The sequence below is a fragment of the Enterobacter sp. HSTU-ASh6 genome (assembly GCF_026319105.1).
Lineage (GTDB): Bacteria > Pseudomonadota > Gammaproteobacteria > Enterobacterales > Enterobacteriaceae > Enterobacter > Enterobacter sichuanensis.
Map to the genome: position 1 here is coordinate 294,642 of NZ_WSPD01000003.1, position 26,048 is coordinate 320,689.

Annotated in this window: 24 protein-coding genes and 1 pseudogene; 17 read left to right on the forward strand and 8 right to left on the reverse strand. The window is 60.3% G+C overall.

The window, feature by feature from the left end:
* Positions 1-10 precede the first annotated feature (10 nt).
* The gene (gene hpxO / locus GM298_RS05405) at positions 11-1,165 is read right to left on the reverse strand and encodes an FAD-dependent urate hydroxylase HpxO (RefSeq protein WP_126800327.1); all 1,155 of its coding nucleotides are present in this window, start codon (positions 1,163-1,165) and stop codon (positions 11-13) included.
* A 237-nt stretch (positions 1,166-1,402) separates the two neighbouring features.
* Between hpxO and uraD the strand changes: the two genes are divergently transcribed.
* Positions 1,403-1,903 carry a 2-oxo-4-hydroxy-4-carboxy-5-ureidoimidazoline decarboxylase gene (gene uraD / locus GM298_RS05410; protein ID WP_266153761.1) on the forward strand — a complete coding sequence of 167 codons (501 nt, stop codon included), beginning with the start codon at positions 1,403-1,405 and terminating at the stop codon, positions 1,901-1,903.
* Positions 1,900-2,223, forward strand: a complete 324-nt coding sequence (gene uraH, locus GM298_RS05415; protein WP_262783540.1) for a hydroxyisourate hydrolase — start codon at positions 1,900-1,902, stop codon at positions 2,221-2,223. The genes uraD and uraH overlap by 4 nt, the downstream gene beginning before the upstream one ends.
* On the opposite strand, the gene guaD is transcribed toward uraH, so the two are convergent.
* Together guaD and GM298_RS05425 are read right to left on the reverse strand one after the other, a co-directional pair.
* Entirely contained in the window at positions 2,203-3,519 is a 1,317-nt protein-coding gene (gene guaD / locus GM298_RS05420; RefSeq protein ID WP_047958219.1) for a guanine deaminase, read from the reverse strand. The genes uraH and guaD overlap by 21 nt on opposite strands.
* A 102-nt stretch (positions 3,520-3,621) precedes the next feature.
* Entirely contained in the window at positions 3,622-5,118 is a 1,497-nt protein-coding gene (locus GM298_RS05425; RefSeq protein WP_025755917.1) for an NCS1 family nucleobase:cation symporter-1, read from the reverse strand.
* Positions 5,119-5,262: 144 nt separating this feature from the next.
* On the opposite strand from GM298_RS05425, the gene GM298_RS05430 reads away from it, so the two are divergent.
* From GM298_RS05430 to puuE, 3 genes and pseudogenes are all read left to right on the forward strand, one after another.
* Complete coding sequence (locus tag GM298_RS05430) at positions 5,263-5,979, forward strand: GntR family transcriptional regulator (RefSeq protein ID WP_259564340.1); 717 nt, start codon at positions 5,263-5,265, stop codon at positions 5,977-5,979.
* Positions 5,979-6,852, forward strand: a pseudogene (gene hpxA / locus GM298_RS05435) (allantoin racemase). Before GM298_RS05430 ends, hpxA begins: the two are co-directional and overlap by 1 nt.
* Complete coding sequence (gene puuE / locus GM298_RS05440; protein WP_224752984.1) at positions 6,770-7,669, forward strand: allantoinase PuuE; 900 nt, start codon at positions 6,770-6,772, stop codon at positions 7,667-7,669. Before hpxA ends, puuE begins: the two are co-directional and overlap by 83 nt.
* Positions 7,670-7,738: 69 nt before the next feature.
* On the opposite strand, the gene hpxZ is transcribed toward puuE, so the two are convergent.
* Genes hpxZ through hpxW form a run of 4 tightly spaced genes read right to left on the reverse strand, consistent with a single transcriptional unit; the run spans position 7,739 to position 11,298 of the window.
* A complete protein-coding gene (hpxZ, locus tag GM298_RS05445) occupies positions 7,739-8,125 on the reverse strand; it encodes an oxalurate catabolism protein HpxZ (RefSeq protein ID WP_095449498.1) in 387 nt (128 codons plus the stop codon).
* Positions 8,122-9,519 carry an AtzE family amidohydrolase gene (locus GM298_RS05450; protein ID WP_266153762.1) on the reverse strand — a complete coding sequence of 466 codons (1,398 nt, stop codon included), beginning with the start codon at positions 9,517-9,519 and terminating at the stop codon, positions 8,122-8,124. Before GM298_RS05450 ends, hpxZ begins: the two co-directional genes overlap by 4 nt.
* On the reverse strand, positions 9,516-9,704 hold the full coding sequence (gene hpxX / locus GM298_RS05455) for an oxalurate catabolism protein HpxX (RefSeq protein WP_025755912.1): 189 nt from the start codon (positions 9,702-9,704) through the stop codon (positions 9,516-9,518). Before hpxX ends, GM298_RS05450 begins: the two co-directional genes overlap by 4 nt.
* A gap of 10 nt (positions 9,705-9,714) precedes the next feature.
* Positions 9,715-11,298 carry an oxamate amidohydrolase gene (hpxW, locus tag GM298_RS05460; RefSeq protein WP_266153763.1) on the reverse strand — a complete coding sequence of 528 codons (1,584 nt, stop codon included), beginning with the start codon at positions 11,296-11,298 and terminating at the stop codon, positions 9,715-9,717.
* A gap of 142 nt (positions 11,299-11,440) precedes the next feature.
* On the opposite strand from hpxW, the gene hpxU reads away from it, so the two are divergent.
* From hpxU to hpxK, 7 genes are all read left to right on the forward strand, one after another.
* A complete protein-coding gene (gene hpxU / locus GM298_RS05465) occupies positions 11,441-12,280 on the forward strand; it encodes a MurR/RpiR family transcriptional regulator HpxU (protein WP_025755910.1) in 840 nt (279 codons plus the stop codon).
* A gap of 191 nt (positions 12,281-12,471) precedes the next feature.
* Complete coding sequence (locus GM298_RS05470; protein ID WP_095440982.1) at positions 12,472-13,254, forward strand: transporter substrate-binding domain-containing protein; 783 nt, start codon at positions 12,472-12,474, stop codon at positions 13,252-13,254.
* Between the two features lie 4 nt (positions 13,255-13,258).
* Positions 13,259-13,924: an amino acid ABC transporter permease gene (locus GM298_RS05475; protein ID WP_045284650.1), complete on the forward strand. Its 666-nt coding sequence runs from the start codon at positions 13,259-13,261 to the stop codon at positions 13,922-13,924.
* Entirely contained in the window at positions 13,924-14,580 is a 657-nt protein-coding gene (locus GM298_RS05480) for an amino acid ABC transporter permease (RefSeq protein WP_266153772.1), read from the forward strand. The genes GM298_RS05475 and GM298_RS05480 overlap by 1 nt, the downstream gene beginning before the upstream one ends.
* Positions 14,561-15,298: an amino acid ABC transporter ATP-binding protein gene (locus GM298_RS05485; RefSeq protein ID WP_023327069.1), complete on the forward strand. Its 738-nt coding sequence runs from the start codon at positions 14,561-14,563 to the stop codon at positions 15,296-15,298. The genes GM298_RS05480 and GM298_RS05485 overlap by 20 nt, the downstream gene beginning before the upstream one ends.
* A 13-nt stretch (positions 15,299-15,311) precedes the next feature.
* Positions 15,312-16,553: a pyridoxal-phosphate-dependent aminotransferase family protein gene (locus GM298_RS05490; RefSeq protein WP_126800321.1), complete on the forward strand. Its 1,242-nt coding sequence runs from the start codon at positions 15,312-15,314 to the stop codon at positions 16,551-16,553.
* Positions 16,520-17,785 carry an allantoate amidohydrolase gene (gene hpxK / locus GM298_RS05495; RefSeq protein ID WP_259564336.1) on the forward strand — a complete coding sequence of 422 codons (1,266 nt, stop codon included), beginning with the start codon at positions 16,520-16,522 and terminating at the stop codon, positions 17,783-17,785. The genes GM298_RS05490 and hpxK overlap by 34 nt, the downstream gene beginning before the upstream one ends.
* On the opposite strand, the gene GM298_RS05500 is transcribed toward hpxK, so the two are convergent.
* A complete protein-coding gene (locus GM298_RS05500; RefSeq protein ID WP_025755904.1) occupies positions 17,782-18,897 on the reverse strand; it encodes an ABC transporter ATP-binding protein in 1,116 nt (371 codons plus the stop codon). The genes hpxK and GM298_RS05500 overlap by 4 nt on opposite strands.
* Before the next feature lie 321 nt (positions 18,898-19,218).
* On the opposite strand from GM298_RS05500, the gene GM298_RS05505 reads away from it, so the two are divergent.
* From GM298_RS05505 to GM298_RS05525, 5 genes are read left to right on the forward strand one after another with little or no spacing between them, the layout of a single operon-like run.
* Entirely contained in the window at positions 19,219-20,433 is a 1,215-nt protein-coding gene (locus tag GM298_RS05505; RefSeq protein ID WP_266153764.1) for an extracellular solute-binding protein, read from the forward strand.
* A 57-nt stretch (positions 20,434-20,490) separates the two neighbouring features.
* Complete coding sequence (locus GM298_RS05510) at positions 20,491-21,795, forward strand: carbohydrate ABC transporter permease (RefSeq protein WP_095451685.1); 1,305 nt, start codon at positions 20,491-20,493, stop codon at positions 21,793-21,795.
* Between the two features lie 11 nt (positions 21,796-21,806).
* Positions 21,807-22,658: a sugar ABC transporter permease gene (locus GM298_RS05515; RefSeq protein ID WP_025755901.1), complete on the forward strand. Its 852-nt coding sequence runs from the start codon at positions 21,807-21,809 to the stop codon at positions 22,656-22,658.
* Positions 22,659-22,660: 2 nt separating this feature from the next.
* Positions 22,661-23,863, forward strand: coding sequence for a glycoside hydrolase family 53 protein (locus tag GM298_RS05520; RefSeq protein ID WP_262783531.1), 1,203 nt, complete (start codon positions 22,661-22,663; stop codon positions 23,861-23,863).
* Between the two features lie 29 nt (positions 23,864-23,892).
* Entirely contained in the window at positions 23,893-25,950 is a 2,058-nt protein-coding gene (locus tag GM298_RS05525) for a beta-galactosidase (protein WP_095449506.1), read from the forward strand.
* The last annotated feature ends 98 nt before the right edge of the window (positions 25,951-26,048 follow it).

Genomic DNA, 26,048 nt, shown 5'->3' on the forward strand with positions numbered 1-26,048 from the left:
CCTCTTGCGTTCAGCCTAACGGGCCGCCCTGAATGGTGTCGCACAGACCGTTGATGATGCGCTCTCCGGTCTCCTCTTTGAGTTCCTGATACCAGGCTTCCGTCAGCGCCATGTCTTTGCCATGGGTCACGTCGCAGCGTTTACGCGCCTTCAGCACCAGGTCGCGCACCCGGTCGCAGCGCAGCGCTTCGTACTGTCTCAGCGCCAGCGTCACGTTGTGGTTTTCACGCAGGCATTGACCCAGCACCACCGCATCTTCCATGGCCGCACAGCCGCCCTGGCCGATATCCGGCGTGGTGCTGTGCGCGGCATCGCCCAGCAGCGCGACGTTGCCGCGCACCAGCGTGTCGAACGGCTCAATGTCGTGGATCTCAATGCGGTTGGTGGTCTGCGGGTCGAGCGCGGCGATAAGCTTTTGCACCGGCGGCGCCCAGCCGCGGAAGTAGCCCGTGAGATCGGCGCGCAGGGTGGTGCGATCCTCCGCCAGGCCCAACGGGAGCGGCACGTCAAAAAAGAAATAAAACCGTCCGCCAGAGACGGGCATCAGCGACACGCGTTTGCCTTCGCCAACGAAGGTGGTCCACTGATGAGCCGGTGCAATCTCTTCGTCAATCTTCACCAGCCCGTTCCAGTTCACGTAACCGGCATAGCGGCGCGCCGGGGTATAGCCCAGCACGTACGGGCGAACCGCCGAGTGGGCGCCGTCGGCGGCAATCAGAAAATCGCCGTGCGCCGTGGTGCCATCGGTGAAGGTCACGCTCACGCCAGCGTCGTCTTCATGGACGTGCTCGACGCGCTTGCCGAACTGCACGTTATCGCGTCCCCAGAACGCCAGCATTTCACGCTGGAGTTCAGTGCGCGAGACGGGGCAGGGACGCCCTCCGGTACGCTCAACCAGCGGGGCAAGGCTGAAGCGGGTCAGGGTCTCGCCGCGCCGGTAATCTTTATAGGCCATGAAACGCATCGGCCCGCCGTACGTCTCAACGATCTCCCCCATCCCGAGGTGCTGCATGCATTTCACGCCGTTAGGCCAGATGGAGATGGCCGCCCCGACGGGCCTGATCTCTTTTACGGCTTCAAATACGGTACAGTCGATTCCCGCTTTCTTCAGTGCGACAGCGGCGCTCAGGCCGCCAATACCCGCGCCAATGACGATTGCTCTCATGCTTCTCTCCTTTTGCTGGGGTAAGGTTATTCAGCAATTTGCGTACCAGGCTGCAGCGTGGCGAAAACGGCGTTGTGAGAGCGGTACTTGCACTGCTAAGGTGCGTAAACGCGGTGAGCGTGCCTTTTTTTGAATCAAAAATTTCCGCTTCACGCATCCGGAATCGACTGTTTCACGCCGGGGCAACTGTGGCGTGGTTTGTGCAACAGCCTGGAAGAGGACACCACAGGAGACGCTATGATCGCACTGCACGACTTTAATCATCTTCCGGCCCACGACGCGGTGGCGCTGCTTCACCCCTGCGTGGCGATCCCCGGCTGGGCCGACGCGCTGGTTCGCGGGCGGCCTTACCCGAGCCGGGAGGCGTTGTTCACCACGGCGCAGGCCCTGACGCAACGCTGGGATGACGCGGCATTAACCCTCGCCCTGAGCGCGCATTCGCGCATTGGCGAAAAGCCCGCGGGCACCGGGGCGGAGGCGGCACTGTCGCGCCAGGAGCAGGGTGCGGTGAATGACCGTGATGCCGGGCTGGCGCAGGCGTTACGCGAGGCCAACGCCCGCTACGAAGCCCGTTTTGGACGGGTCTTTCTGATCCGCGCCAAAGGCCGCAGCGGTGAGGAGATGTTACAGGCGCTGCACGCGCGGCTGGAAAACAGTGACGCACAGGAAGTCCGCGCCGCGCTGGAACAGTTACGGGAAATTACGCTGCTACGGCTGGAAGGAGTCATTAGCGAATGAGTACGTTAAGCACGCATATTCTGGATATCTCAACGGGCAAACCTGCAGAGGGCGTGACCGTCCATCTTCAACAGGAGGGGAAGACGCTCGCCACGGGGGTAACCAACGCACAGGGGCGCATCGCCGCGTTCGTTCCCTCGCTGCCCGCAGGTCGTTACCGGCTGGTGGCGGAGATCGGCGCATGGTTTCGCGACACCGGTCGCGACACGATCTGGTCCTGCGCGCAAATTGATTTTGTGACGGGAGAAACGGCAGAGGAGCACTTCCATCTGCCGTTTGTGATTGCCCCCGGCGGATGGTCAACCTACCGGGGCAGTTGACCACACCTGCTCGCCGTTGACCCAGGTCTCGCTGATGTTGCGCTCATCACCCAGGGTCATCAGCACAAATAGCTGCTCGTAGATATCCCTGCAGCGGCGATTGCGCAGGCGCTGCAGCGGCGTCACGTCAGGGTCGATAACCACGAAATCCGCCTCTTTGCCGGGGGCGAAGTTGCCAATTTTATCGTCCAGCCGCAGCGCGTGCGCCCCGCCCAGCGTGGCGTGATAAAACGCCTCGCTGGCGCGCAGGCGGTAGCTCTGAAGCTGGCCGACCTTATAGGCTTCCCCCAGCGTACGCAGCATGCTGAAGGTGGTGCCCGCCCCCACGTCGGTGCCGATGCCCATCCGCACTCTGTGCTGCCAGCAGGCGGGCAGGCGAAACAGTCCGCTGCCGAGAAACAGGTTAGAGGTGGGGCAAAACGCCACCGCCGAACCGGTGTCATGCAGGCACTGCCACTCGCTGTGGTGCAGATGAATACCGTGGGCAAACACGCTGCGCTCGCCGGTCAGGCCGTAGTGATGATACACGTCCAGATAACGCTCGTGCTCCGGCCAGAGATCGCTCACCCAGGCCACTTCGTTGGGGTTTTCGCTCAGATGGGTCTGCAGCCAGGTATCCGGGAACTCCTCTCTGAGCAGGCTGACCGCGGCAAGCAGCTCGGGGGACGAGGTCGGGGCAAAGCGCGGCGTAATGGCATACCCCAGCCGCCCCCGGTGGTGCCAGCGCTGGATCAACGCCCGCGTTTGCCGGTAGCTCTGTTTGGGATCTTCACTCAGGTAGTCCGGCGCGTGCCTGTCCATCATCACCTTGCCGGCGATAAGGCGCATATTCAGGCGCAGGGCTTCGGTAAACAGCGCCTCGACCGATTCGGGATGGAGGGTACAAAACACCAGCGCGGTAGTGGTGCCATTGCTGACCAGCTGGTTAATGAAAAATTCAGCGATCTCTTTCGCGTAGGCTTCATCGGCAAACTGGCTCTCCACCGGGAAGGTATAGGTCGTCAGCCACTCCAGCAGTTGCTCGCCAAATGCGCCGATCATCTCCGTTTGCGGGTAATGGATGTGGGTGTCGATAAATCCGGGCAGCAGCAGCTTGCCGCGCAGGTCGGTGTAACCTTTGTGCGGGTCAAGATACTGCTCGCCCTCCTGCCAGGACATGTGCGCCAGAATTTTTCCGTTCTGTATAAACAGCACCCCGTCCTCAAGATAGCGCGCGTGTTGGGCAATCGCGTCTGCGCTGTCGCAGACCTGGGCAATGTCAAAAAATGCACCGCGGATCGCTGTCTGGTAATCCATCATGGTTCCTGCCTTAGTGTGTGCGTAGCGGGGTGATAAGGCTCAGCAAGAAGGGTGCCAGAATGAACAGGCCGCAGATAAACTGCGGCCGGAAGGGAAGGGTTACTCTTTTTGCGTCGCCACGCGGGAGCTGAACGACGTTGCCTTTGCTGTCTCGCGCTCTTCCCGCGCCAGCCAGCGGTAGGTGACACCGCCGAGGAAGACGCCGATAAACCAGCTAAAGTTTGCCACCTCATGCAGGGCCGGAATAAAGCTGATCACCAGACCCACGGCAACGGAGGGGATCAGCGCGCCAATGGCTTTCGGGTTAAAGCCGTTGCGATACCAGTATTTGCCCTCTGGCGTGTCGTTGAACAGATCGTCAACCGACACCTTGCCGCGTTTAATCAGGTAGAAGTCGGCAATCAGAATGCCGAACAGCGGGCCGATAAACGCCCCAAGCACGTCGAGGGTGTAGTGGATAAGCTCCGGCGAGTTGAACAGGTTCCACGGGGTGAGCAGGATCGAGCCGACGGCGGCAATCATGCCCCCGGTGCGGAAGCTGATTTTTTGCGGCGAGCAGTTAGAGAAATCAAACGCCGGGGAGACGAAGTTCGCCACGATGTTGATCCCGATGGTGGCGGTGATCATCGTCAGCAGGCCAATCGCCACCGCTAGATCGTTACCCACGCGGCTGACGGTCTCAATCGGATCGGTGATCATGCGGCCAAACAGCGACTGGGTACCGGAAACAATCACCACGGTGACGATGGAGAACAGCAGGAAGTTAAACGGCAGACCCCAGCGGTTACCGCGGCGGATCTCACCCATGCTCTTCCCGTAGCGGGAGAAATCACCAAAGTTGAGCAGCGGGCCGGAGAAGTAGGAGACCACCAGCGCCGTCGCGGTGATCATCTGCCAGGTCTGCTCGCCCGCGCTCAGGGACTTGCTGGCGAGGGTAAAGGAGATACCGTCAAAACCGGTCTTGTATACAATCCAGCCGGCGAGAGCCAGCATCACCACATAGACCGCCGGACCGGCGATATCAATAAAGCGTTTGATGGCGCTCATGCCGTGCCAGAAGACCATCGCCTGCAGGACCCACATAATGGCAAAGCAGATCCAGCCCAGATGCGACAGGCCCAGGAACGCGCCGGTGGTGAGCGAAGAGAGCGACGGCCAGAACTTCAGCGCCACCAGCATCAGCGCGTTGGCGGCGAGATAGGTCTGAATGCCGTACCACGCAAAGGCGATAAGCCCGCGGATCACCGCCGGAATATTGGCCCCGAAGACGCCAAAGGCCTGACGGCTGATCACCGCGTAGGGCACGCCCGCCATCTGGCTCGGTTTTGCCACCAGGTTGGCGCACAGCTGCACAATACAAATTCCCACCAGCAGGCAGAGCAACACCTGCCAGCTTGCCAGTCCGAGCGTAAAGAAGCTCGCGGCGACAACATAGCCCCCCATGCTGTGCACGTCCGACATCCAGAACGAAAAGATGTTGTACCAGCTCCAGCTCTGGTCACGCGTCGGTGCCAGATCCTCATTGCAAAGACGTGGGCTGTAAACCGCACCGGAATCAGCGGCCGTACCCTGTGGTGTATTTTGACTGTTTGGCATGAAACCTGCTCCTGTGAATGAAAACCCGTTGAGTGGGAGTGCAAACGGTGTTGCAGGATCCAGGCCAAAATAATAAATCTTGTATGCAATATTTTATTTTTATGTATACGATTCGATAACGGAAAGTAAAATTCGGAGTGGTGAATGAACAACATACATGCCCTGCAGACCGCGCCAGACCTGCATGACAAAGACGAATCCATCTTCCAGGCGCTGATGACCGCGATTGTCGAACATCAGCTGCTGCCGGGAAGCAAATTGCCGGAAGAGGCGCTGGCGGAGGTGTTTGGCGTGAGTCGTACGGGCATCCGCAAGGTGCTGCAGCGACTCGCCGCTGTGCAAATGGTCACCTTAACGCCCAGGCGTGGTGCATACGTTGCCAGCCCGACGGTCGAAGAGGCGCAGCACATCTTCCGCACCCGCGCGCTGCTGGAGGTTGCCAACCTGCCGGACGTGCTGGCGCACTGTCAGCCGCCGCATCTTGCCGCGCTGGAGGCCATTATTCGCCAGGAGCAGCAGGCCCACGAGGCCTACGACGGTCCGGCGGCGATCCGCCACTCCGCCCGTTTTCACATTCAGCTGCAGGCCATCTCCGGCAATCAGGTGCTGACGGAGATGGTGACCGGCCTGAGCCAGCGCTCCTCGCTGGTGATTGCCACCTGGGGGGCGCCGTGGCGTCAGGGCTGCCGCTGCAACGATCACGAACAGCTGGTGGATCTGCTGCGCCAGAAGGCGCTCCAGCCGCTAAGTGATGCCTTAATGCACCATTTTGAACATATCGTCGCCAGCCTCTGCTTCGAGCGGGCGGGCGAGTGCCTGCCTGATTTTGCCCGGCTGTTCGCCGGCCACAAGGAGTCGTAATGTCAGTCTGTATACAAGTGATCAACCCCAACACCAGCCTGGCGATGACGGAAACCATCGGCGTGGCGGCCCGTGCGGTGGCCGCACCGGGCACGGAAATCCTCGCGGTCTGCCCCAGTGCAGGCGTGCCCTCAATAGAAGGCCACTTTGATGAGGCTATCGCCGCGGTGGGGGTTCTCGAACAGGTCAAACTCGGCAGGCAGCAGGGCGTGCACGGTCACGTCATCGCCTGCTTTGGCGATCCGGGTCTGCTGGCGGCGCGCGAGCTGTCGCAGGGGCCGGTAGTCGGCATTGCTGAAGCCGCCATGCATATGGCCACGCTGGTGGCGACACGCTTCTCGGTGGTCACCACGCTGCCGCGCACGCTGATCATTGCCCGTCATCTGCTGCACCAGTATGGCTTTCAGGATCATTGTGCGGCGCTGCACGCTATCGATCTCCCGGTACTGGCGCTGGAAGACGGCTCCGGTCTGGCGCAGGAGAAGGTGCGTGCCCGCTGTATACAGGCACTTAAAGAGGATGGCTGCGGCGCCATTGTGCTGGGCTGTGGCGGGATGGCGACGCTGGCGCAGGAGCTGACGCGCGAGCTGCGCGTACCGGTGATCGACGGCGTCAGCGCCGCGGTGAAGATGGTGGAGTCGCTGGTGGCGCTGGGGCTGTCGACCAGCAAGCACGGGGACCTGGCGTTCCCGGAAAACAAAGCGTTAAGCGGACCATTTCAGGCATTGAATCCATTTTAAAGGTGAGGGGAGAGGCGATGGCGCTATTTGAACAGGATTACCCGCGGGATCTGCGCGGTTACGCGGGCAACCCGCCGCACGCGCAGTGGCCGAATCAGGCGCGCATCGCGGTGCAGTTTGTGCTCAATTATGAAGAGGGGGCGGAAAACCACGTTCTGCACGGCGATGCCGGGTCGGAGCAGTTCCTGTCGGACATCATCGGTGCGGCCAGCTACCCGGACAGACATATGTCGATGGACTCCCTCTACGAATACGGCAGCCGCGCCGGGTTCTGGCGGATCCACAATGAATTTCAAAAGCGTGGCCTGCCGCTGACGGTTTTTGGCGTGGCGATGGCGCTGGCGCGTCATCCGGAAATCGTTGAGGCGATTAAGTCAGCGGATTACGACGTCGTCAGCCACGGCTGGCGCTGGATCCACTATCAGAACATGGATATCAGCCAGGAGCGCGAACACCTGCAGAAAGCGGTGCATGTTCTGACCGATCTGTTCGGCAAGCCACCCACCGGCTGGTACACCGGGCGCGACAGCCCCAATACGCGTCAGCTGGTGGTGGAGCACGGCGGCTTTGACTACGACAGCGACTACTATGGTGACGACTTACCCTTCTGGACGGAAGTGGCCTGCAGCGACGGTACCCGCAAACCGCACCTGATTGTGCCCTACACGCTGGATGCGAACGACATGCGCTTCGCCACCGCGCAGGGGTTCAATACCGCCGAGCAGTTTTATACCTGGTTGAAGGACAGCTTTGACGTGCTGTACGAAGAGGGGGAACGCGCGCCGAAGATGATGTCCATCGGCATGCACTGCCGCCTGCTGGGGCGCCCTGGGCGTTTTCGCGCGCTGCAGCGGTTCCTTGATTACGTGCAGCAGCATGAGCGGGTGTGGGTCTGTACCCGCCAGCAGATTGCCGATCACTGGCGGGATGTTCATCCGTTTCAGAAGTAAGTGTGCCGTGTTTAGCCGGGTGGCGGCTGCGCCTTACCCGGCCTACGGGACAACGTTGACCCGGTGGCCCTACGCCATCAAACTCACCTGCGCCGCCACGATCCGCCAGCCGTACGCAAACCGCACCCACGTCTGCTGCTGACGGCCAATGCGCTGCGTGCCCTCGCGGGTAAATTCGGTGCTGCACACCGCATAATCCTCCCCGAAGGTGGTGATGACGGTGTGACGCAGCGTCCGCTGCAGCCCGGCGGCAGGGCGCGCCGCGCGAAAGGCGCGGATTTCATCAATGCCATAGAGATTTTCACCCGCCCCCAGCCGTACCGTGTTTTTGTCGTGCCAGAACAGCTCGTCCAGTACCGCAGTGTTGTTGCTCACCAGCGCGTCTTCATAGCGGTAAAAGGCGGCCGTCACTTCCGCCACCACCCACGGGAGGTTGATGTCATCGTGATTCATCATACCGCCACCTCCGCCGGGCGGGCATCGGTGATTCCACTCTCCTCCAGCACGCGCGCGACGCGCAGGCAGGCCTGCTCGTTAAACGGCGCGGCTATCAGCTGCAGGCCAATGGGCATTCCCTGCGCGGTGCGCAGCGGAACGGTGGTCACGGGCAGGCCTAAAAACGAAATCGGCTGGGTCAGCATCCCCATGCTGGCGCGAATCGGCAGCGGCTGGCCGTTAATCTCCATGGTTTGCTCGCCCGCCAGCGTGGCGCTGCGCGGGGTTGCCGGGGCGATCAGCACGTCGGCCTGCGCGAAGAGGGTCTTAAACGCCTGCCGGGCATGCGCGCGAAACCGCTGGGCCTGAATGTACCAGGCGGAGGGGATCATCGCCCCTGCCAGCAGCCGCTCGCGGGAGTGCGGCTCAAAACGCTCCGGCTCGCGGCGAAGCGCGGGCAGGTACTGATTTCCCCCTTCGGAGGCGCTGATGATAAACGCCGCGGCGCGCGCCAGTTCGGCCTCCGGGAAGTGCAGTTCATCCTGCACGTCGAGCGCCTTCGCCACCCGCGCCACGGCATCTCTGGCCTGGGCGTCACACCAGGTGGTGAAGTAGCCGCCGAGCACCGCGCAGCGCAGGCCCTCCAGGCCGCGGTCGAGCAGGGGGCGCGTCTGTTCGCGCGGATGTTCTGCCTGAAAACCGTCGCTGCTGTCCCGCCCCTGCAGCGCGTCGTACACGGAGGCCAGATCGCCCACCCGCCGGGCGAAGGGGCCGATATGATCCAGGCTGGCGACAAAGGGATGGCTGCCGGAGCGCGACAGACGACCAAAGGTGGGCTTCAGGCCATAGATCCCACACAGGGAGGCCGGGACGCGTATCGAACCGTTGGTGTCGGTGCCGAGCGAAAAGTGCACCAGCCCGGCGGCCACGGCGGCGGCCGAACCGCCGGATGAACCGCCCGCAATGCGCGTCAGGTCGTGCGGGTTACGCGTCGTGCCGTAGTGGCTGTTTTCGGTGGTAAAGCCGTAGGCGTAGGCGTCCATATTCACCATGCCGGTCAGCAGCCCACCCGCGCTGCGCAGCTGGCGCACCGCGAAGCCGTCAGCGGGTGCGGCAGGGCGCTGGCTGAACAGTTCAGCCCCGGCGAGAGTGGTGTGGCCGGCAACGTCAAACAGGTTTTTCACCGCGTAGGGCACGCCCGCCAGCGGCGGCAGCGGACGCTTTTCGCGGCGCAGGGTGTCAATATTGTCCGCTTCGGCGAGCATGCGCGCTTGCGTCACCGTGGTCCAGGCGTTGATCTGCGGGTTAACCTTCGCAATCGTCTCCAGCGTCTGGCGGGCGATCTCGCGGGCGCTCAGCTCGCCTGCGCTGAGCGCCTGCTGAATGTCGCTGATACTCATCTCGTGTAGCGTCATGCTTTATACACTCCTGCAATCTCCAGACGGTCGTCGAGCGGTAGCGCCATCAGCGGCGCGGCCATGCCGGCAATGCGGCTGAACTGCAGATGCAGCTCGGCGCGGCGGGCCTCATCCAGCGCTATGCCGAGCACAGACTCCATTTGCGCCAGATAGGCGTGCCACTCAGGTTGTACGTCGTTCATTCTTCTCTCCTCAGAATCCGGTGGCGGCGCCGTTGCTGCGTGGGTCGAACGCGCCTTCAAACAACCCGTTCGGGTGGCGGACTATCGCACCCGCGTGGCCCATGGCTTCGCTAAAGTCCGGGAACAGCTCTACGTCGTGACCGAGCCCCTGCAGGCGTGCGACAGTCTCGGGAGAAAAACGGCCCTCCAGTTTTAAGGTGTCCGAGGTTTGTCCCCAGGTGCGCCCCAGCAGCCAGCGCGGGCGGGAGATGCTCTCCTGCAGCGGCACGCCCTGGACCACGTAGCGGGTAAAGAGGGCGGCCTGGGTTTGCGGCTGTCCGTCACCGCCCATCGAGCCATAGACCATCACCCGCCCATCCTTAAGACGTGCCGCTGCCGGGTTGAGGGTATGGAACGGCTGTTTACCCGGCGCGAGGGCCAGCAGATGATTGGGATCGAGACTGAATGAGGCGCCGCGGTTCTGCCAGACGATGCCGGTATCGGGCAGCACCACGCCGCTGCCGAATTCGTGATAAATGCTCTGAATAAACGACACGGCCAGGCCGCTGCTGTCCATCACCCCCATCCACACCGTATCGCCGGGGCCTTTGCCAGCTCCCCATGGGGCGGCGCGGCTGTCGTCAACCCTGTCGGCAAGCGCCTGAAGGGCAGCGGGGTCCAGCAGGCGCTGAATATCGGTTTTCAGCTCGCGCGGGTCGGTGATGTGAGCATCGCGCAGGCCAAAGGCCAGCTTGGTGGTTTCAACAATGCGGTGAAGGGTCTCGGCGTCGTCGGCCTCCGCCATGTTCAGCCGGTCGGTAATGCCGAGGATTGCCAGCGAGACCAGCCCCTGGGTCGGTGGGGCGAGGTTAAACACCTCCCCCTGCTGATGCTGCAGCGTCAGCGGCGTGGTGCGCCGGGCAGCGTGGGCGTGTAAATCGGCCAGCGTCACGGGCAGGCCCAGCGCCTCCATACCGTGCGCCAGCACCTCCGCCAGCGGACCGCGATAGAAGCTGTCCAGCCCGTCTTCCGCCAGCCGCTTGAGGGTGGACGCCATCGCCGGTTGATAAAAGCGGCTCCCGACCTCTGGCGGCTGACCGTTCACCAGCCAGGTTTCCGCAAAACCGGGGATATCTTTCAGCTCGTCGAATTTACTCGCCGTGGCGTAAGCCTGAGAGGGCGTGACCGGCGTGCCGTGTTGCGCATATTCAATGGCGTCGGCCAGCAGGCGGGCCAGCGGCAGCGATTTACCGGTCATCTCGCGTGAGACCTTAAGCGCCTCGTCCCAGCCGCTGACCGTTCCGGCGACGGTGAGCGCTGCGCGGGGACCCCGATGGGGTATCTGTGCCACATCATCATAAGCGGCAAGGGTTGCCAGAGAGCCAGCCGCGCCGCTGGCGTCGATGGCGATCGGCTCACCCTGCGGCGGAACGATAAGCCAGAAGCCGTCACCGCCGAGGCCGTTCATATGCGGGTAAACCACGGCGATGGTCGCCGCCGCCGCCACCATCGCTTCGATGGCGCTGCCGCCTTCGCGCAGCACCCCCAGCGCGCTCTGGCTGGCAAGATGGTGGGGCGCAACGGCCATTCCGCGTGTGGAAACATTACTGTGCATGAAAAGTCCTCATAACCCTGAAGGTCACAAGGCGCTGCAAAAGTTGTTCCAGTTCTGAAAGAAAAGTTTCAGTAAACTGGCACGTATCATGATACGTATAATGAAAAGCAAAATGTGGTGAAACAAAAGTTACAGAGGCGCTATGGAACAGTTAGATGAACGTCTGAAAGCACAATACCCGTCGCTGTCGCCGCAGGAGCAGCGGGTGGCGGATTTTATTTTCGATCATTTTGACGACCTGATTGGCTACAACAGCGCCGAGCTGGCGCAGCTGAGCGGGGTGTCGAAAGCGACGGTCAGCCGTCTGTTTAAGCGCCTGGGCTATGAGAAATATAAGGACATGCGCGACGAGTTGCGCACCCTGCGCCAGAGCGGGATGCCGCTTACCGATAACCGCGACGCGGTGCAGGGCAACACGCTGCTGGCGCGCCACTACAAGCAGGAGATGGCGAACCTGACCCAGTGGGTCAATGCCCTCGACGCGCAGCAGTTTGCCGAGGCGATGGCCTGTATGGTGAAGGCGCGACGCATTGTCATCATCGGCATGCGTAACGCCTATCCGGCGGCGCTGCACCTGCGCCAGCAGCTGCTGCAGGCGCGCGGGCAGGTGCTGGTGCTGCCGCAGCCGGGGCAGAGCCTGAGCGAGGAGCTGGTGGATTTAACGCCCGACGATCTGGTGGTCATGATGGCCTTTCGCCGCCGCCCGCGCATTATCCGCCCGCTGATGCAGCAGCTTCAGAGCAGCGGCATTCCGGTGCTGCTGATGTGCGAGCCGCAGGCCCACAGCCTGTTTCCGCTGGCGAGCTGGCAGCTCTGCGCCCCGCTGGACAGCGTCTCGGCCTATGACAGCTATTCGTCCGTCAACAGCCTGATCAACCTGCTTTCAAATGCCTTGCTGCATGAGATCCTCGATAAGGGCCGTCCGCGCATTCACGAGATTGCCTCTCTCTACCAGCAGCTGGACGAACTGGAACAACGATAATGGGGCATCAGGCTGGTGCTTTGCATTGAAATGGTGCAGAAAGGCGGGGCGAAGATGGGGCGCATTTTCGCCCCGCCCGCGTTTTATCAGGCGTTAACAGAAAATTCCCCGCGCTACGTTATCTGGCACATTAGTTGCAAAAACACATTCAAAGAATCTTTTGTTTCATGTTAACGTTACGGGGAAGCACCATGAAAAAACTGTTAATTGCACTGGCCGGGGCCGTCTGTCTGTTCACCAACCTGCCGGTAAAGGCTGACCAGCTTCAGGATATCGAGAAGCGCGGCACTATTCGTATCGCCGTACCGCAGGACTTCCCGCCGTTTGGATCGGTGGGGACCGATCTCCAGCCGCAGGGCTATGACATCGACATGGCGCGCTACCTGGCCAAACAGATGAAGCTCAAGCTGCAGCTGGTTCCGGTGACCAGCGCTAACCGCGTACCGTACCTGCAAACCGATAAGGTGGACCTGGTCATTTCCAGCCTCGGGAAAAACCCGGAGCGCGAGAAGGTGATCGACTTTAGCCGCGCCTACGCGCCGTTCTTCCTCGGCGTGTTTGGCCCGAAAGGCGCCGAACTGAAAGATGCCGCCGCCCTGAGCGGAAAAACCATCGGCGTGACGCGTGGAGCAGTGGAGGACATGGTGCTGACCAGCGTGGCGCCGAAAGAGGCCAACGTAAAACGCTACGAAGACAATAACACCACGCTGTCGGCTTATCTCTCCGGGCAGGTGCAGTACGTGGCGACCGGCAACCTCGTGGTGGCGGCCATTTCGCGTCAAAACGCGGCGAAAGCCCCGGTGCCGAGCTTTATGCTGAAAGACTCGCCGTGCTTTATTGGTCTGAAGAAGAACGAACCGGCCCTGAAGGCAAAAGTGGACGCGCTGATTGAGCAGGGTATTAAGGACGGCACGCTGAACGGCCTGTCTGAGCAGTGGCTGAAGGCTCCGCTGCCGGCAAACCTTGGCGCCTGAGCCGATGACGGAGCAACTTGATTTCTCCGCGCTCTGGCCGCACTGGCCGGAGCTGCTGGCGGGGCTGTGGGTCACCATTCAGCTAACGGTGCTGGCGACCGTGGGCGGGCTGGCGACAGGTATTTTCGGGGCGGCGATCCGCAGCGGACGCAAAACGTGGTACAGCCGGATCTGGGGTGGGTACGTCGAGATCATCCGCAACACGCCGTTTGTGGTGCAGCTGTTTTTCATTGTCTTCGGCCTGCCGAATCTGGGGCTGAAGATGACCGCGGGGGAAGCGGCGCTGCTGGCGATGGTGGTGAACCTCGGCGCGTACAGCACCGAGATTATCCGCGCCGGGATCCAGGTGACGCCGAAAGGGCAATGGGAGGCCGGACGCGTGCTGGGGTTGACCCGCCTGCAGACCTTTATCCGCGTGGTGCTGCCGCCCGCGCTGCAGCGTATTTACCCGGCACTGGTGAGCCAGTGCATTATTGTAATGCTCGGCTCGTCGGTGGTGTCGCAGGTCTCGTATGAAGAGCTGACCTTTGCCGCCAACCTGATCCAGTCCAGAACGTTTTTGAGCTTTGAGGTTTATCTGGTGACAACCGGGATTTACTTAGCGCTGTCGATTACCCTGCGCCAGCTGATGATGGCCGCAGGACGCAAATGGCTGGGGGTACAGGCATGATGACCACCTTTACCGACTGGGACATTATTCGCAACCTGCTGCTGGCCGGGCGCTGGACGGTGCTGCTGTCGCTGGTGGCGTTTGTCGGCGGCGCGGTGGTGATGCTGCCGCTGTTGCTGCTGCGCCTGACGGGCGGGCGCACGGTGAAGCGCATCATCCGTGGCTATATCGAGCTGTTTCAGGGCACGCCGCTGCTGATGCAGCTGTTCCTGGCCTTCTTCGGCGTGGCGCTGTTCGGCATCGACGTTTCGCCGTGGACCGCCGCCTCGCTGGCGCTGACGTTCTACACCAGCGCGTTTCTGCTCGATATCTGGTACGGCAGCATTCGTGCTTTACCGAAGGGGCAGTGGGAAGCCTCGCGCTGCCTGGGGCTGACCTTTGGCCAGACCCTGTTTCGCGTGGTCGCCCCGCAGGCGCTGCGCATCGGCATTGCGCCGACGGTCGGCTTTGCCGTGCAGGTGATCAAAGGCACCGCGCTGGCGTCGATTATCGGTTTTATCGAGCTCACCAAGGCCGGCACCATGCTGACCAACGTGACCTATCAGCCGTTTAAGGTCTTTGCGCTGGTGGCGCTGGGCTACTTTATTCTGTGTTATCCGCTGTCCCGCTACAGCCGCTATCTGGAGACGAAATTCAATGCCTCTCATCACCATTAATCAGGTGCAGAAGTACTACGGCGATAACCACGTGCTCAAGGGCGTCGATCTGGATATCGACATGGGCCAGGTGATTTCCATTATCGGGCGCAGCGGATCGGGCAAAAGCACGCTGTTGCGCTGCATTAACGGCCTGGAAGGCTATCAGGACGGCAGCATCAAGCTGGGCGGCATGACCATCACCGACCGGGACTCTCAGGCGCGTGAAATCAGCCGCTCGGTCGGAATGGTGTTCCAGAGCTTCAACCTGTTTCCGCACATGACGGCGCTGGAGAACGTCATGCTGGCCCCGCGCCGGGTACTGAAGAAAAGCGCCGCCGAATGCCGGGCGCTGGCGCAGCAGATGCTGGAGAAAGTTGGCCTCGGCGACCGTCTGGATTACTACCCGTCGAGCCTCTCCGGCGGCCAGCAGCAGCGCGTGGCGATTGCCCGTGCGCTGGCGATGTCGCCGAAAGTATTGCTCTGTGACGAGATCACCTCCGCGCTCGACCCGGAACTGGTGGGCGAAGTGCTCAAAGTGCTCGAGCAGCTGGCGGCCGAAGGGATGACGCTCATCCTGGTTACCCATGAAATGAATTTCGCCCGCGAAGTGGGCGACCGCGTGGTGTTTATGCACCAGGGGAAAGTCTGGGAGCAGGGCGACAGCAAAACGCTGTTCGCCAACCCGCAGACCACCGAACTGAAGCAGTTCATCTCCTCCGTGCGCGGCCTCAACTGATAAGGACTGAACAATGGATATCGCACACTTTCCGCAAATCAATCCGCCGCAGCGCCTGCTGATGGGCCCGGGCCCTATCAACGCGGACCCGCGCGTGCTGCGCGCCATGTCGAGCCAGCTGATTGGCCAGTACGACCCGGCCATGACCCACTACATGAACGAGGTGATGGCGCTTTATCGCGGGGTGTTCCGTACCGAGAACCGCTGGACGATGCTGGTGGACGGCACCTCCCGCGCGGGGATTGAGGCGATTCTGGTCTCCGCCATTCGCCCCGGTGATAAAGTGCTGGTGCCGGTGTTTGGCCGCTTTGGTCACCTGTTGTGCGAAATCGCCCGCCGCTGTCGGGCAGAGGTGCATACCATCGAGGTGCCGTGGGGCGAGGTGTTTACCCCGGACCAGATAGAAGATGCGATTAAACGTATTCGTCCGCGCCTGCTGCTGACCGTGCAGGGCGATACCTCCACCACCATGCTGCAGCCGCTCGCGGCGCTTGGCGAGATCTGCCGCCGTTACGATGTGCTGTTTTATACCGATGCCACCGCGTCGCTCGGCGGCAACGCGCTGGAGACCGACGCCTGGGGGCTGGACGCGGTGTCAGCCGGCATGCAGAAGTGTCTCGGCGGCCCGTCCGGCACGTCGCCGATCACCCTGAGCGCGCGGATGGAAGAGGCGATCCGCCGTCGCAAATGCGTTGAGGAGGGCATCCGTACCGACGCCCACCGCGACGGCGACGAGGAGATGATCTACTCCAACTACTTCGATCTCGGCATGGTGATGGACTACTGGGGGCCGGAGCGTCTGAACCATCACACCGAAGCGACCACCGCGCTGTTTGGCGCCCGCGAATGCGCGCGGCTGATCCTGCAGGAAGGGCTGGATAACGGTATCGCGCGTCATAAGCTGCATGGTGACGCTTTGCTGAAGGGCATTCAGGCGATGGGGCTGGAGACCTTCGGTGACCTGAAGCACAAGATGAACAACGTGCTGGGGGTGGTAATCCCGCAGGGGATCAACGGCGACCAGGTGCGTAAGCTGATGCTGGAAGATTTCGGCATCGAAATCGGTACCTCGTTTGGTCCGCTGCACGGCAAGGTGTGGCGCATTGGCACCATGGGCTATAACGCACGCAAAGACTGCGTGATGACTACCCTGAGCGCGCTGGAGTCGGTGCTGAACTACCTGAAGTTCGCGACTACGCAGGGGGCGGCGATGCAGGCCGCGTGGGATCACTATCGCCGCGAGACGCCACTGTGAGCCCGGCAGAACGGGTGATGGCACGTGCCGACGCGCTGGCCGCCATCAGCGAAACCCCGGACGGGCTGACGCGGGTGTATCTCTCCACGCAGCATCTGCAGGCCAACCAGCTTGTTGGAGAGTGGATGCGCCAGGCGGGCATGACCGTCTGGCAGGACAGCGTGGGCAATATCTGCGGTCGCTATGAAGGCCAGCTGGAGGGGGCGCAGGCGGTGCTGCTCGGATCGCATCTGGATACCGTGCGCAACGCCGGGCGCTACGACGGCATGCTCGGGGTACTCACGGCCATCGAAGTGGTGGACAGCCTGCATCAGCAGGGCGTGCACCTGGCCCAGGCGATTGAGATTGTCGGCTTTGGTGACGAAGAGGGGACCCGTTTTGGCATCACTCTGCTGGGCAGCCGTGGTCTGACGGGAACCTGGCCGCAGGGCTGGCTGGAGACGTGCGATGCCCAGGGCATCAGCGTGGCGCAGGCGATGGTGCAGGCAGGACTCGACCCCACCCGCGTGGCGCTGGCGGCACGCCATCCGCACGATTTCAGCGCCTGTCTGGAGCTGCACATCGAACAGGGGCCGTGTCTGGAGCAGGAGGGGCTGGCGCTGGGCGTGGTGGAAGCCATCAACGGCGCGCGCCGCCTTAACTGCCGCTTCACCGGCGAGGCCGGGCACGCCGGTACCGTGCCGATGGCTCACCGTAAAGATGCCCTGGCCGCCGCCGCCGAATGGATGGTGCTGATTGAAAACACCACCCGGCAAGCCGGCGGCAATCTCGTGGCGACAGTGGGAGCGTTACGCTGTCTGCCCGGTGCGGTTAACGTCATTCCAGGCGAGGTTGCGCTCTCGCTGGATATTCGCGGCCCGCAGGATGCCCCGCTGGACGCGCTACTCGCTGAACTGCTGGCGCAGGCGCAGGCCATCGCCGCCCGTCGCGGGTTACGTTTTGGCGCCGAGGAGTTTTACCGGATCGCCGCCACGCCGTGCGATGCGCGTCTGCAGCATCTGCTGGGCGACGCCGTTGAATCGGTGCAGGGGCGCACCGTGTCCCTGCCCAGCGGCGCCGGGCACGACACCATCGCCCTGGCAGAGCGCTGGCCGGTGGGGATGCTGTTTGTGCGCTGCAGGGGCGGCGTCAGCCATCATCCGGCGGAATCGGTGATGGCTGAGGATGTCGCGCTGGCGATTGAAGCGTTTGGGCGGGCGGTGAGAAAGCTGGCTGACGGTGGCGCGCGTTAAGCCACCGAACGCACCGCATCGTCGATATCTGCGCTCACCCGCACATCCTGCTCGTCAAACACCATGCAGTGACGGTCGTCAAACGCCACGTCTATCTTCTGCCAGGGCGCGAACTTCACGTCGCCCGGCAGCAAGATCTTCACGTTGTCATGGCCGTAGCATTGTCCAAACAGGTAAGTGTTGTTCCCCAGCCGTTCCACCACTTCACAGTTAAATTCCAGCGGCGTGCCGCGCTTAACGTCGGTGGTTAAATGTTCCGGACGAATGCCCAGCGTGACCTGACTGCCTGGCTGCAGCGGTGTGGTGGTTATCGCGAGCGTGAGCGACTTCTGCTGTGACAATCTGACGGTGAGCTTGCCCGGCTGCCAGGCTTCGACGGTGGCAGGCAGAAAGTTCATCTTCGGAGAACCGATAAACCCGGCGACAAATTTATTCGCTGGTTTGTAATAGAGATCCATCGGCGCACCCATCTGCTCAACCTTGCCATAGTTCATGACCACGATCTTGTCCGCCAGCGTCATCGCTTCTATCTGGTCATGTGTCACATACACCATGGTGGTTTTCAGCTCCTGGTGCAGTCGGGCGAGGTGCAGGCGCATTTCGACGCGCAGTTCAGCATCCAGGTTTGAGAGGGGTTCATCGAACATAAAGACGCGCGGGTTACGCACGATGGCGCGACCAATCGCCACGCGCTGGCGCTGACCGCCGGACAGTTGTTTAGGTTTACGGTCCAGCAGGTGTGAGAGCTGCAGTGTTTTTGCCACCATCTCTACCTGATGGCGGATCTGATCTTTCGGGACTTTATTCACCTTCAGCCCGTAGCCCATGTTTTCGGCGACGGTCATGTGCGGATAGAGCGCGTAAGACTGAAAGACCATTGCCACGCCCCGGTGAGAAGGGGCGACGTCATTCATCACCTCATTACCGATTAAGACTTCACCTTCGCTAATCTCCTCCAGGCCCGCAATCATGCGCAGCAGGGTCGATTTACCGCAGCCGGAAGGGCCAACAAAAACGGCAAACTCCCCGTCTTCAATCTCCAGATTCACGTTGTGTAAGGTAACGGTGTCGCCAAAGCGCTTGGTGACATTCCTCAATTGTATGTTCGACATCAGTGTTCCCCGAGTAAATCGCCAGTTATGTTCTACGTATAACAATTGTGTTTAACATGGCTGGACGGTGCAATTTGTCTGTATTGACTATAACTTCCAGTATTCATGGGCCCTATACAGATATTCCATTAATGTTATGACGATCACACAACTCGCAGTTTTTTGTAGAGTTATCATGATGTGAAGGGTAGCGTATACCAAACCAAAGGCATTTGATGTCATACGTGCAGCATCAGATTTAATGCGTTATTTGATGAGGTGGGTAAGGCGTTTGATGCGATAACAACCATAAAATTGTTATACCTTCACATGAGGTTGAACATGAAAAAGAACATTCTCGCTGCGCTTATCCTCTCTACGCTCGCGATGCAGGTCCACGCCACCACGCAGCTTAACGTCTGGGAAGACATCAAGAAGTCGTCCGGCATAAAGGATGCGGTCGCCGACTTTGAAAAACAGTACGACGTTAAGGTTAACGTGCAGGAAACGCCTTACGCCCAGCAGCTGGAAAAATTGCGCCTGGACGGCCCGGCAGGTATTGGCCCGGACGTGCTGGTTATTCCTAACGATCAGCTGGGCGGTGCCGTGGTGCAAGGGCTGCTGGCCCCTCTGAATCTGGAGGCTAAGCAGACGGAACAGTACACCCCGGCCTCAATCAATGCCTTCAGAATGGATAATGCCCTCTACGGCGTGCCGAAAGCGGTCGAGACGCTGGTCCTGATCTACAACAAAGACCTCATCGACAAGCCCCTGAACTCACTGCAGGACTGGTATGACTTTTCGAAACAGCAGCGCGCTAAAAACCAGTACGGCCTGCTCGCCAAGTTCGACCAGATTTACTACAGCTGGGGGGCAATCTCCCCGATGGGCGGCTACATCTTCGGTCAAAACGACAAAGGCGGCTATAACGCCAGCGACGTTGGCCTGAACAAACCGGGTGCGGTAGAGGCCGTAACGTACCTGAAAAAATTCTACGCCGATGGGATCTTCCCTGCCGGGATAGTCGGCGACAACGGTCTGAACGCCATCGACTCTTTGTTTACCGAGAAGAAAGCGGCAGCCGTGATCAATGGGCCGTGGGCATTCCAGCCGTATGAAGCGGCAGGCATCAACTATGGCGTTGCGCCGCTGCCAGAGCTGCCGGACGGCAAGCCTATGAGCTCTTTTCTTGGGGTGAAAGGCTACGTGGTCTCCACGTGGAGCAAAGACAAAGCGCTGGCGCAGAAATTTATCGAATTTATTAACCAGCCGCAGTACGTCAAAACCCGCTACGTTGCCACGCGCGAGATCCCGCCGCTGACGGCGATGATCGACGATCCGATTATCAAGAACGATGAAAAAGCGAGTGCCGTCGCGGTACAGGCCGCACGAGCCTCCGCCATGCCGGGTATTCCGGAGATGGGCGAAGTGTGGGGGCCAGCCAACGCCGCGCTGGAGCTGAGCCTGACCGGCAAACAGGATCCTAAAGCCGCGCTGGATAGCGCAGAGAAACAGGTTCAGATGCAAATCGAAGCCATGCAGGCCAGCAACCAGTAATGTTCTGACGTCGCCGAACGGGAGGCTTCTCTCCCGTTTTTTTGAAAGGAGTTGTCTGTGAGTATCATCCCGGAAAATTTTGCCAGACCGCACGGGGCCGGGCGTCATGCCTGGACTGGTCTGCTGCTGGCGGTTATCCCTGGCTTCGGTCAGTTCTACCATCGCCAGTGGCTGAAAGGGGGCATCTTCCTGGTGCTGCTGGCCAGTTTTATCGGCGTATTTGCCGATTTTCTGCGCGAGGGGCTGTGGGGGCTGGTGACGCTGGGCGAGGAGGTGCCGCGGGACAACTCCATCTTCCTGCTGGCTGAAGGGATCATCAGCGTATTGATTGGCGCGTTTGGCGTCGTGGTGTATGCCCTGTCGATGCGGGATGCGTGGGTCAATGGCCGTAAACGTGATGAAGGCTTACGGCTGAACAGCGTGCGCAAGCAGTATCAGATGCTGCTGAGTGACGGCTTCCCGTATCTGATGATCACCCCCGGCTTTATCCTGCTGGTGTTTGTGGTGGTCTTCCCGATACTGTTCGGCTTTGCCATTGCGTTTACCAACTACAACCTGTACCACACGCCGCCGGCTAAGCTTGTAGACTGGGTCGGGTTTAAGAACTTTATCAATATCTTCACGCTCTCCATCTGGCGTTCGACCTTCTTCGACGTGCTGCAGTGGACGGTGGTCTGGACCCTGCTCGCCACTACGCTGCAATGTTCGGTAGGCGTGCTGCTGGCCATCCTGGTCAACCAGAAGGATCTGCGCTTTAAGCCGCTGATCCGCACCATTTTCATTCTGCCGTGGGCGGTACCGGGTTTTGTCACCATTCTGGTGTTTGCCGGGATGTTCAACGACTCCTTTGGGGTGATCAACAACGCCATACTGGCCTTCTTCGGCATTGCGCCAAAAGCGTGGATGACCGATCCGTTCTGGACCAAAACGGCGCTGATTATGATGCAGACCTGGCTCGGCTTCCCGTTTGTTTTCGCCATGACCACCGGCGTGCTGCAGGCCATTCCGGACGATCTCTACGAAGCGGCGACCATGGACGGTGCCAGCAGCGCGACGAAGCTGCGCACCATCACGCTGCCGCTGGTGCTGTACTCGATTGCGCCGATTCTGATCACCCAGTACACCTTCAACTTCAATAACTTCAACATCATCTATCTGTTCAATAACGGCGGACCGGCGGTGGTGGGGTCGAATGCGGGTGGGACGGATATCCTGGTGTCGTGGATCTACAAACTGACGATGTCCTCTTCGCAATACGCGATTGCGGCGACCATCACTATCCTGCTGTCTATCTTTGTCGTCGGGCTGGCGCTGTGGCAGTTCCGCGCCACGAAATCGTTCAAAAATGACGACATGGCGTAAGGAACGTAACAATGGCTCAATCACAAAGTATTAAACGTGAGAAGTGGGTACGCCTCTCGCTCTCCTGGCTGGTTATCGCACTGGTCTCGACAATCATCATTTACCCGCTGGTGTGGACGGTCGGCGCGTCGTTTAACGCGGGGAACAGCCTGCTGAGCTCGTCGATTATTCCCGAGAACGTCTCGGTGCAGCATTATGCCGACCTGTTCAATGGCCAGGTGAACTACATGACCTGGTACTGGAACTCGATGAAAATCAGCTTTCTGACCATGGTGCTGACCTTGATCAGCGTCAGCTTTACCGCCTACGCGTTTTCGCGCTTTCGCTTTAAAGGACGCCAGAACGGGCTGATGCTGTTCCTGCTGCTGCAGATGATCCCGCAGTTCTCGGCGCTGATTGCCATCTTCGTGCTGTCGCAGTTGCTGGGTCTTATCAACAGCCATCTGGCGCTGGTGCTGATCTACGTAGGCGGCATGATCCCGATGAACACTTATCTGATGAAAGGCTACCTAGATGCCATCCCGAAAGATCTGGATGAATCCGCGCGCATGGACGGGGCCAGCAACTTCCGGATTTTTATCGAGATCATCATGCCGCTTTCGAAGCCGATTGTGGCGGTGGTGGCGCTGTTCTCCTTCACCGGGCCGCTGGGAGATTTCATCCTCTCAAGCACCATTTTGCGCACCCCGGACAAATACACCTTACCCATTGGGCTTTATAACCTGGTGGCACAAAAAATGGGTGCCAGCTACACCACCTACGCGGCAGGCGCGGTCCTGATTGCGGTGCCGGTGGCGATCCTCTACCTGGCGTTACAAAAATACTTCGTCTCCGGCCTGACCTCCGGGAGTACCAAAGGATGATCATGAAAAGACTCAAACCTGCTTTGCTCGCCGTTTGCCTCTCATGTGGCCTTGCCGCGAGTGCGTTTGCTGCCGACGCGGTAAAAACGCGTCCCTTTAACGCCATGCCGGCGGATTTTATTAAGGGGGCGGATATTTCGACCCTGCTGGAAGCAGAACAACACGGCGCGAAATTCTATAACCAGAACGGCCAGCAGCAGGACGCGATTGCTATCCTCAAAGCCAACGGCGTGAACACCGTGCGCCTGCGCCTGTGGGTTGACCCGCAGGATGCGGATGGCAATACCTACGGCGGCGGCAGTAACAATCTCGAAAACACGATTGCGCTGGCGAAGCGCGTGAAGGCGCAGGGGCTGAAGCTGCTGCTCGACTTCCACTACAGCGATTTCTGGACCGATCCGGGCAAACAGTTCAAGCCAAAAGCCTGGGAGAAGATGGACTACCCGCAGCTTAAAACGGCGATCCATGACTACACCCGCGACACCATTGCCCGCTTTAAGAAAGAGGGCGTCCTGCCGGACATGGTGCAGATCGGTAACGAAATCAACGGCGGCATGCTGTGGCCGGAAGGAAAAAGCTGGGGGCAGGGCGGCGGCGAATTTGACCGCCTGGCCGGGCTGCTTACTGCCGCCATTGGCGGGCTAAAGGAGAATCTGACTGACGGCGAGCAGGTGAAAATCATGCTGCATCTGGCCGAAGGCACCAAAAATGACACCTTCCGCTGGTGGTTTGATGAAATCACCAGGCGCAACGTGCCGTTCGATATTATCGGCCTGTCGATGTACACCTACTGGAACGGCCCGATAAGCGCGCTGAAAGCCAATATGGATGACATCAGCAAGCGCTATAACAAAGATGTGATTGTGGTGGAAGCGGCCTACGGCTATACGCTCGACAACTGCGATAACGCCGAAAACAGTTTCCAGGCGAAAGAAGAAAAAGACGGCGGCTATCCGGGTACCGTTCAGGGTCAGTACGATTATATTCACGATTTAATGCAGGCCGTTATTGATGTTCCGGACCAGCGCGGCAAAGGCATCTTTTATTGGGAGCCCACCTGGATTGCCGTCCCGGGCACCACGTGGGCGACCAAAGCCGGCATGAAATATATCCATGACGAATGGAAAGAGGGGAATGCCCGTGAGAATCAGGCATTATTTGATTGCCAGGGAAAAGTGCTGCCATCAATAACGGTATTTAAATAATTTTTATCTCCATTCAGGACGTTTTCAATATGAATAAATTTGCGCCTTTAAGCCCAAAGGTCGCGGCGTTATTGCATGGCGCCGACTATAACCCGGAGCAGTGGGAGAATTATCCCGGTATTATTGAGCAAGATATCGCCATGATGCAGCAGGCGAAATGTAATGTCATGTCGGTGGGCATATTTAGCTGGGCGAAGCTGGAGCCGCGTGAAGGGGAATATGATTTTGCGTGGCTGGATAATATTATTGAAAAACTCTATGCGGCAGGTATTCATATTTTCCTGGCGACGCCAAGCGGCGCGCGTCCGGCGTGGATGTCGCAAAAATACCCTGAGGTGCTGCGCGTCGGGCGCAACCGCGTGCCCGCGCTGCACGGAGGCCGTCATAACCACTGCATGTCATCCCCGGTCTACCGCGCGAAAACGCTCAAAATAAACGGCCTGCTGGCGGAGCGTTATTCCCACCATCCGGCGGTGCTGGGCTGGCATATCTCCAATGAGTACGGCGGTGAATGCCACTGTGATCTGTGCCAGGCACGCTTCCGCGACTGGCTGAAAGCGCGTTACAAAACCCTCGACGCGCTGAACCACGCGTGGTGGAGCACCTTCTGGAGCCATACCTATACCGACTGGTCGCAGATTGCGTCCCCCGCGCCGCAGGGAGAAGTGTCGATTCACGGCCTGAACCTCGACTGGCGTCGCTTCAATACCGCGCAGGTGACCGATTTCTGCCGCCATGAAGTGGCCCCGCTAAAAGCCGCGAATGCCGAACTGCCGGTGACCACCAACTTTATGGAGTATTTCTACGACTACGACTACTGGCAGCTTGCGAAGGCGATCGACTTTATCTCCTGGGACAGCTACCCGATGTGGCACCGGGAGAAAGACGAAACGGCGCTTGCCTGCTACACCGCCATGTATCATGACATGATGCGCAGCCTGAAGGGCGGTAAGCCCTTCGTGCTGATGGAGTCAACGCCGAGCACCACCAACTGGCAGCCGACCAGCAAGCTGAAAAAGCCGGGGATGCATATTCTCTCGTCAATGCAGGCGGTGGCGCACGGGGCAGATTCGGTGCAGTACTTCCAGTGGCGTAAAAGCCGCGGGTCGGTGGAAAAATTCCACGGCGCGGTTATCGACCACGTGGGCCATCTGGATACCCGCGTCGGGCGTGAAGTGACGCGCCTGGGCGAGATGCTGGCCCGCCTGTCGGGTGTGGTCGGCTGCCGTACCGAGGCCCGGGTGGCGATCGTCTTCGACCAGCAAAACCGCTGGGCGCTGGACGATGCCGAAGGTCCGCGCAATATGGGAATGGAGTACGAAAAAACCGTCAACGAGCACTATCGTCCGTTCTGGGAAAAAGGCATCGCGGTGGATGTCATTGACGCTGACGGCGATCTGAGCCAGTACGCGCTGGTGATAGCCCCCATGCTTTACATGGTACGCGAAGGATTTGCCGGGCGGGCAGAAGCCTTTGTGGCTAATGGCGGACATCTGGTGACGACCTACTGGACCGGCGTGGTGGATGAGACCGATCTCTGTCATCTGGGCGGTTTCCCCGGGCCGCTGCGCAAGCTGCTGGGCATCTGGGCAGAAGAGATCGACTGCCTGGGCGAGGGGGAACGCAATCTGGTTCAGGGGCTGGCGGGCAACGCGGCAGGCCTGCAGGGGCCGTATCAGGTGCGGCATTTATGCGAGCTGATCCACGCGGAGTCCGCACAGGTGCTGGCGACCTACCGTGATGATTTCTACGCCGGTCGCCCTGCTGTCACGGTCAACCGCGTCGGTAAAGGCAAGGCGTGGCACGTCGCTTCGCGCAACGATCTGCCGTTCCAGCGCGATTTCTTCGCCGGGATTATCAACGAGCTGGCGCTGCCGCGCGCCATCGAGAGTGAACTCCCGCCGGGCGTGGTTGCCACGGCGCGCACGGACGGCGAAACCAGCTGGGTGTTTGTGCAGAACTACACGGCACAGCAGCAGTACATCACGCTGCCGCAAGGGTATACCGACTGCATGACAGACGCCGCCGCCGCGGGCGATACCGTGCTGCTGCCGTGGGACTGTCGGGTGCTCAGGCGTAAAGCGTAGTGCGGTTTTATTGCCGGGTGGCGCTGCGCTAACCCGGCCTACCCAACCTGTAGGCCCGTGCAAGCGCAGCGCCGCCGGGCAAAAAGGCAAAGAGCCTG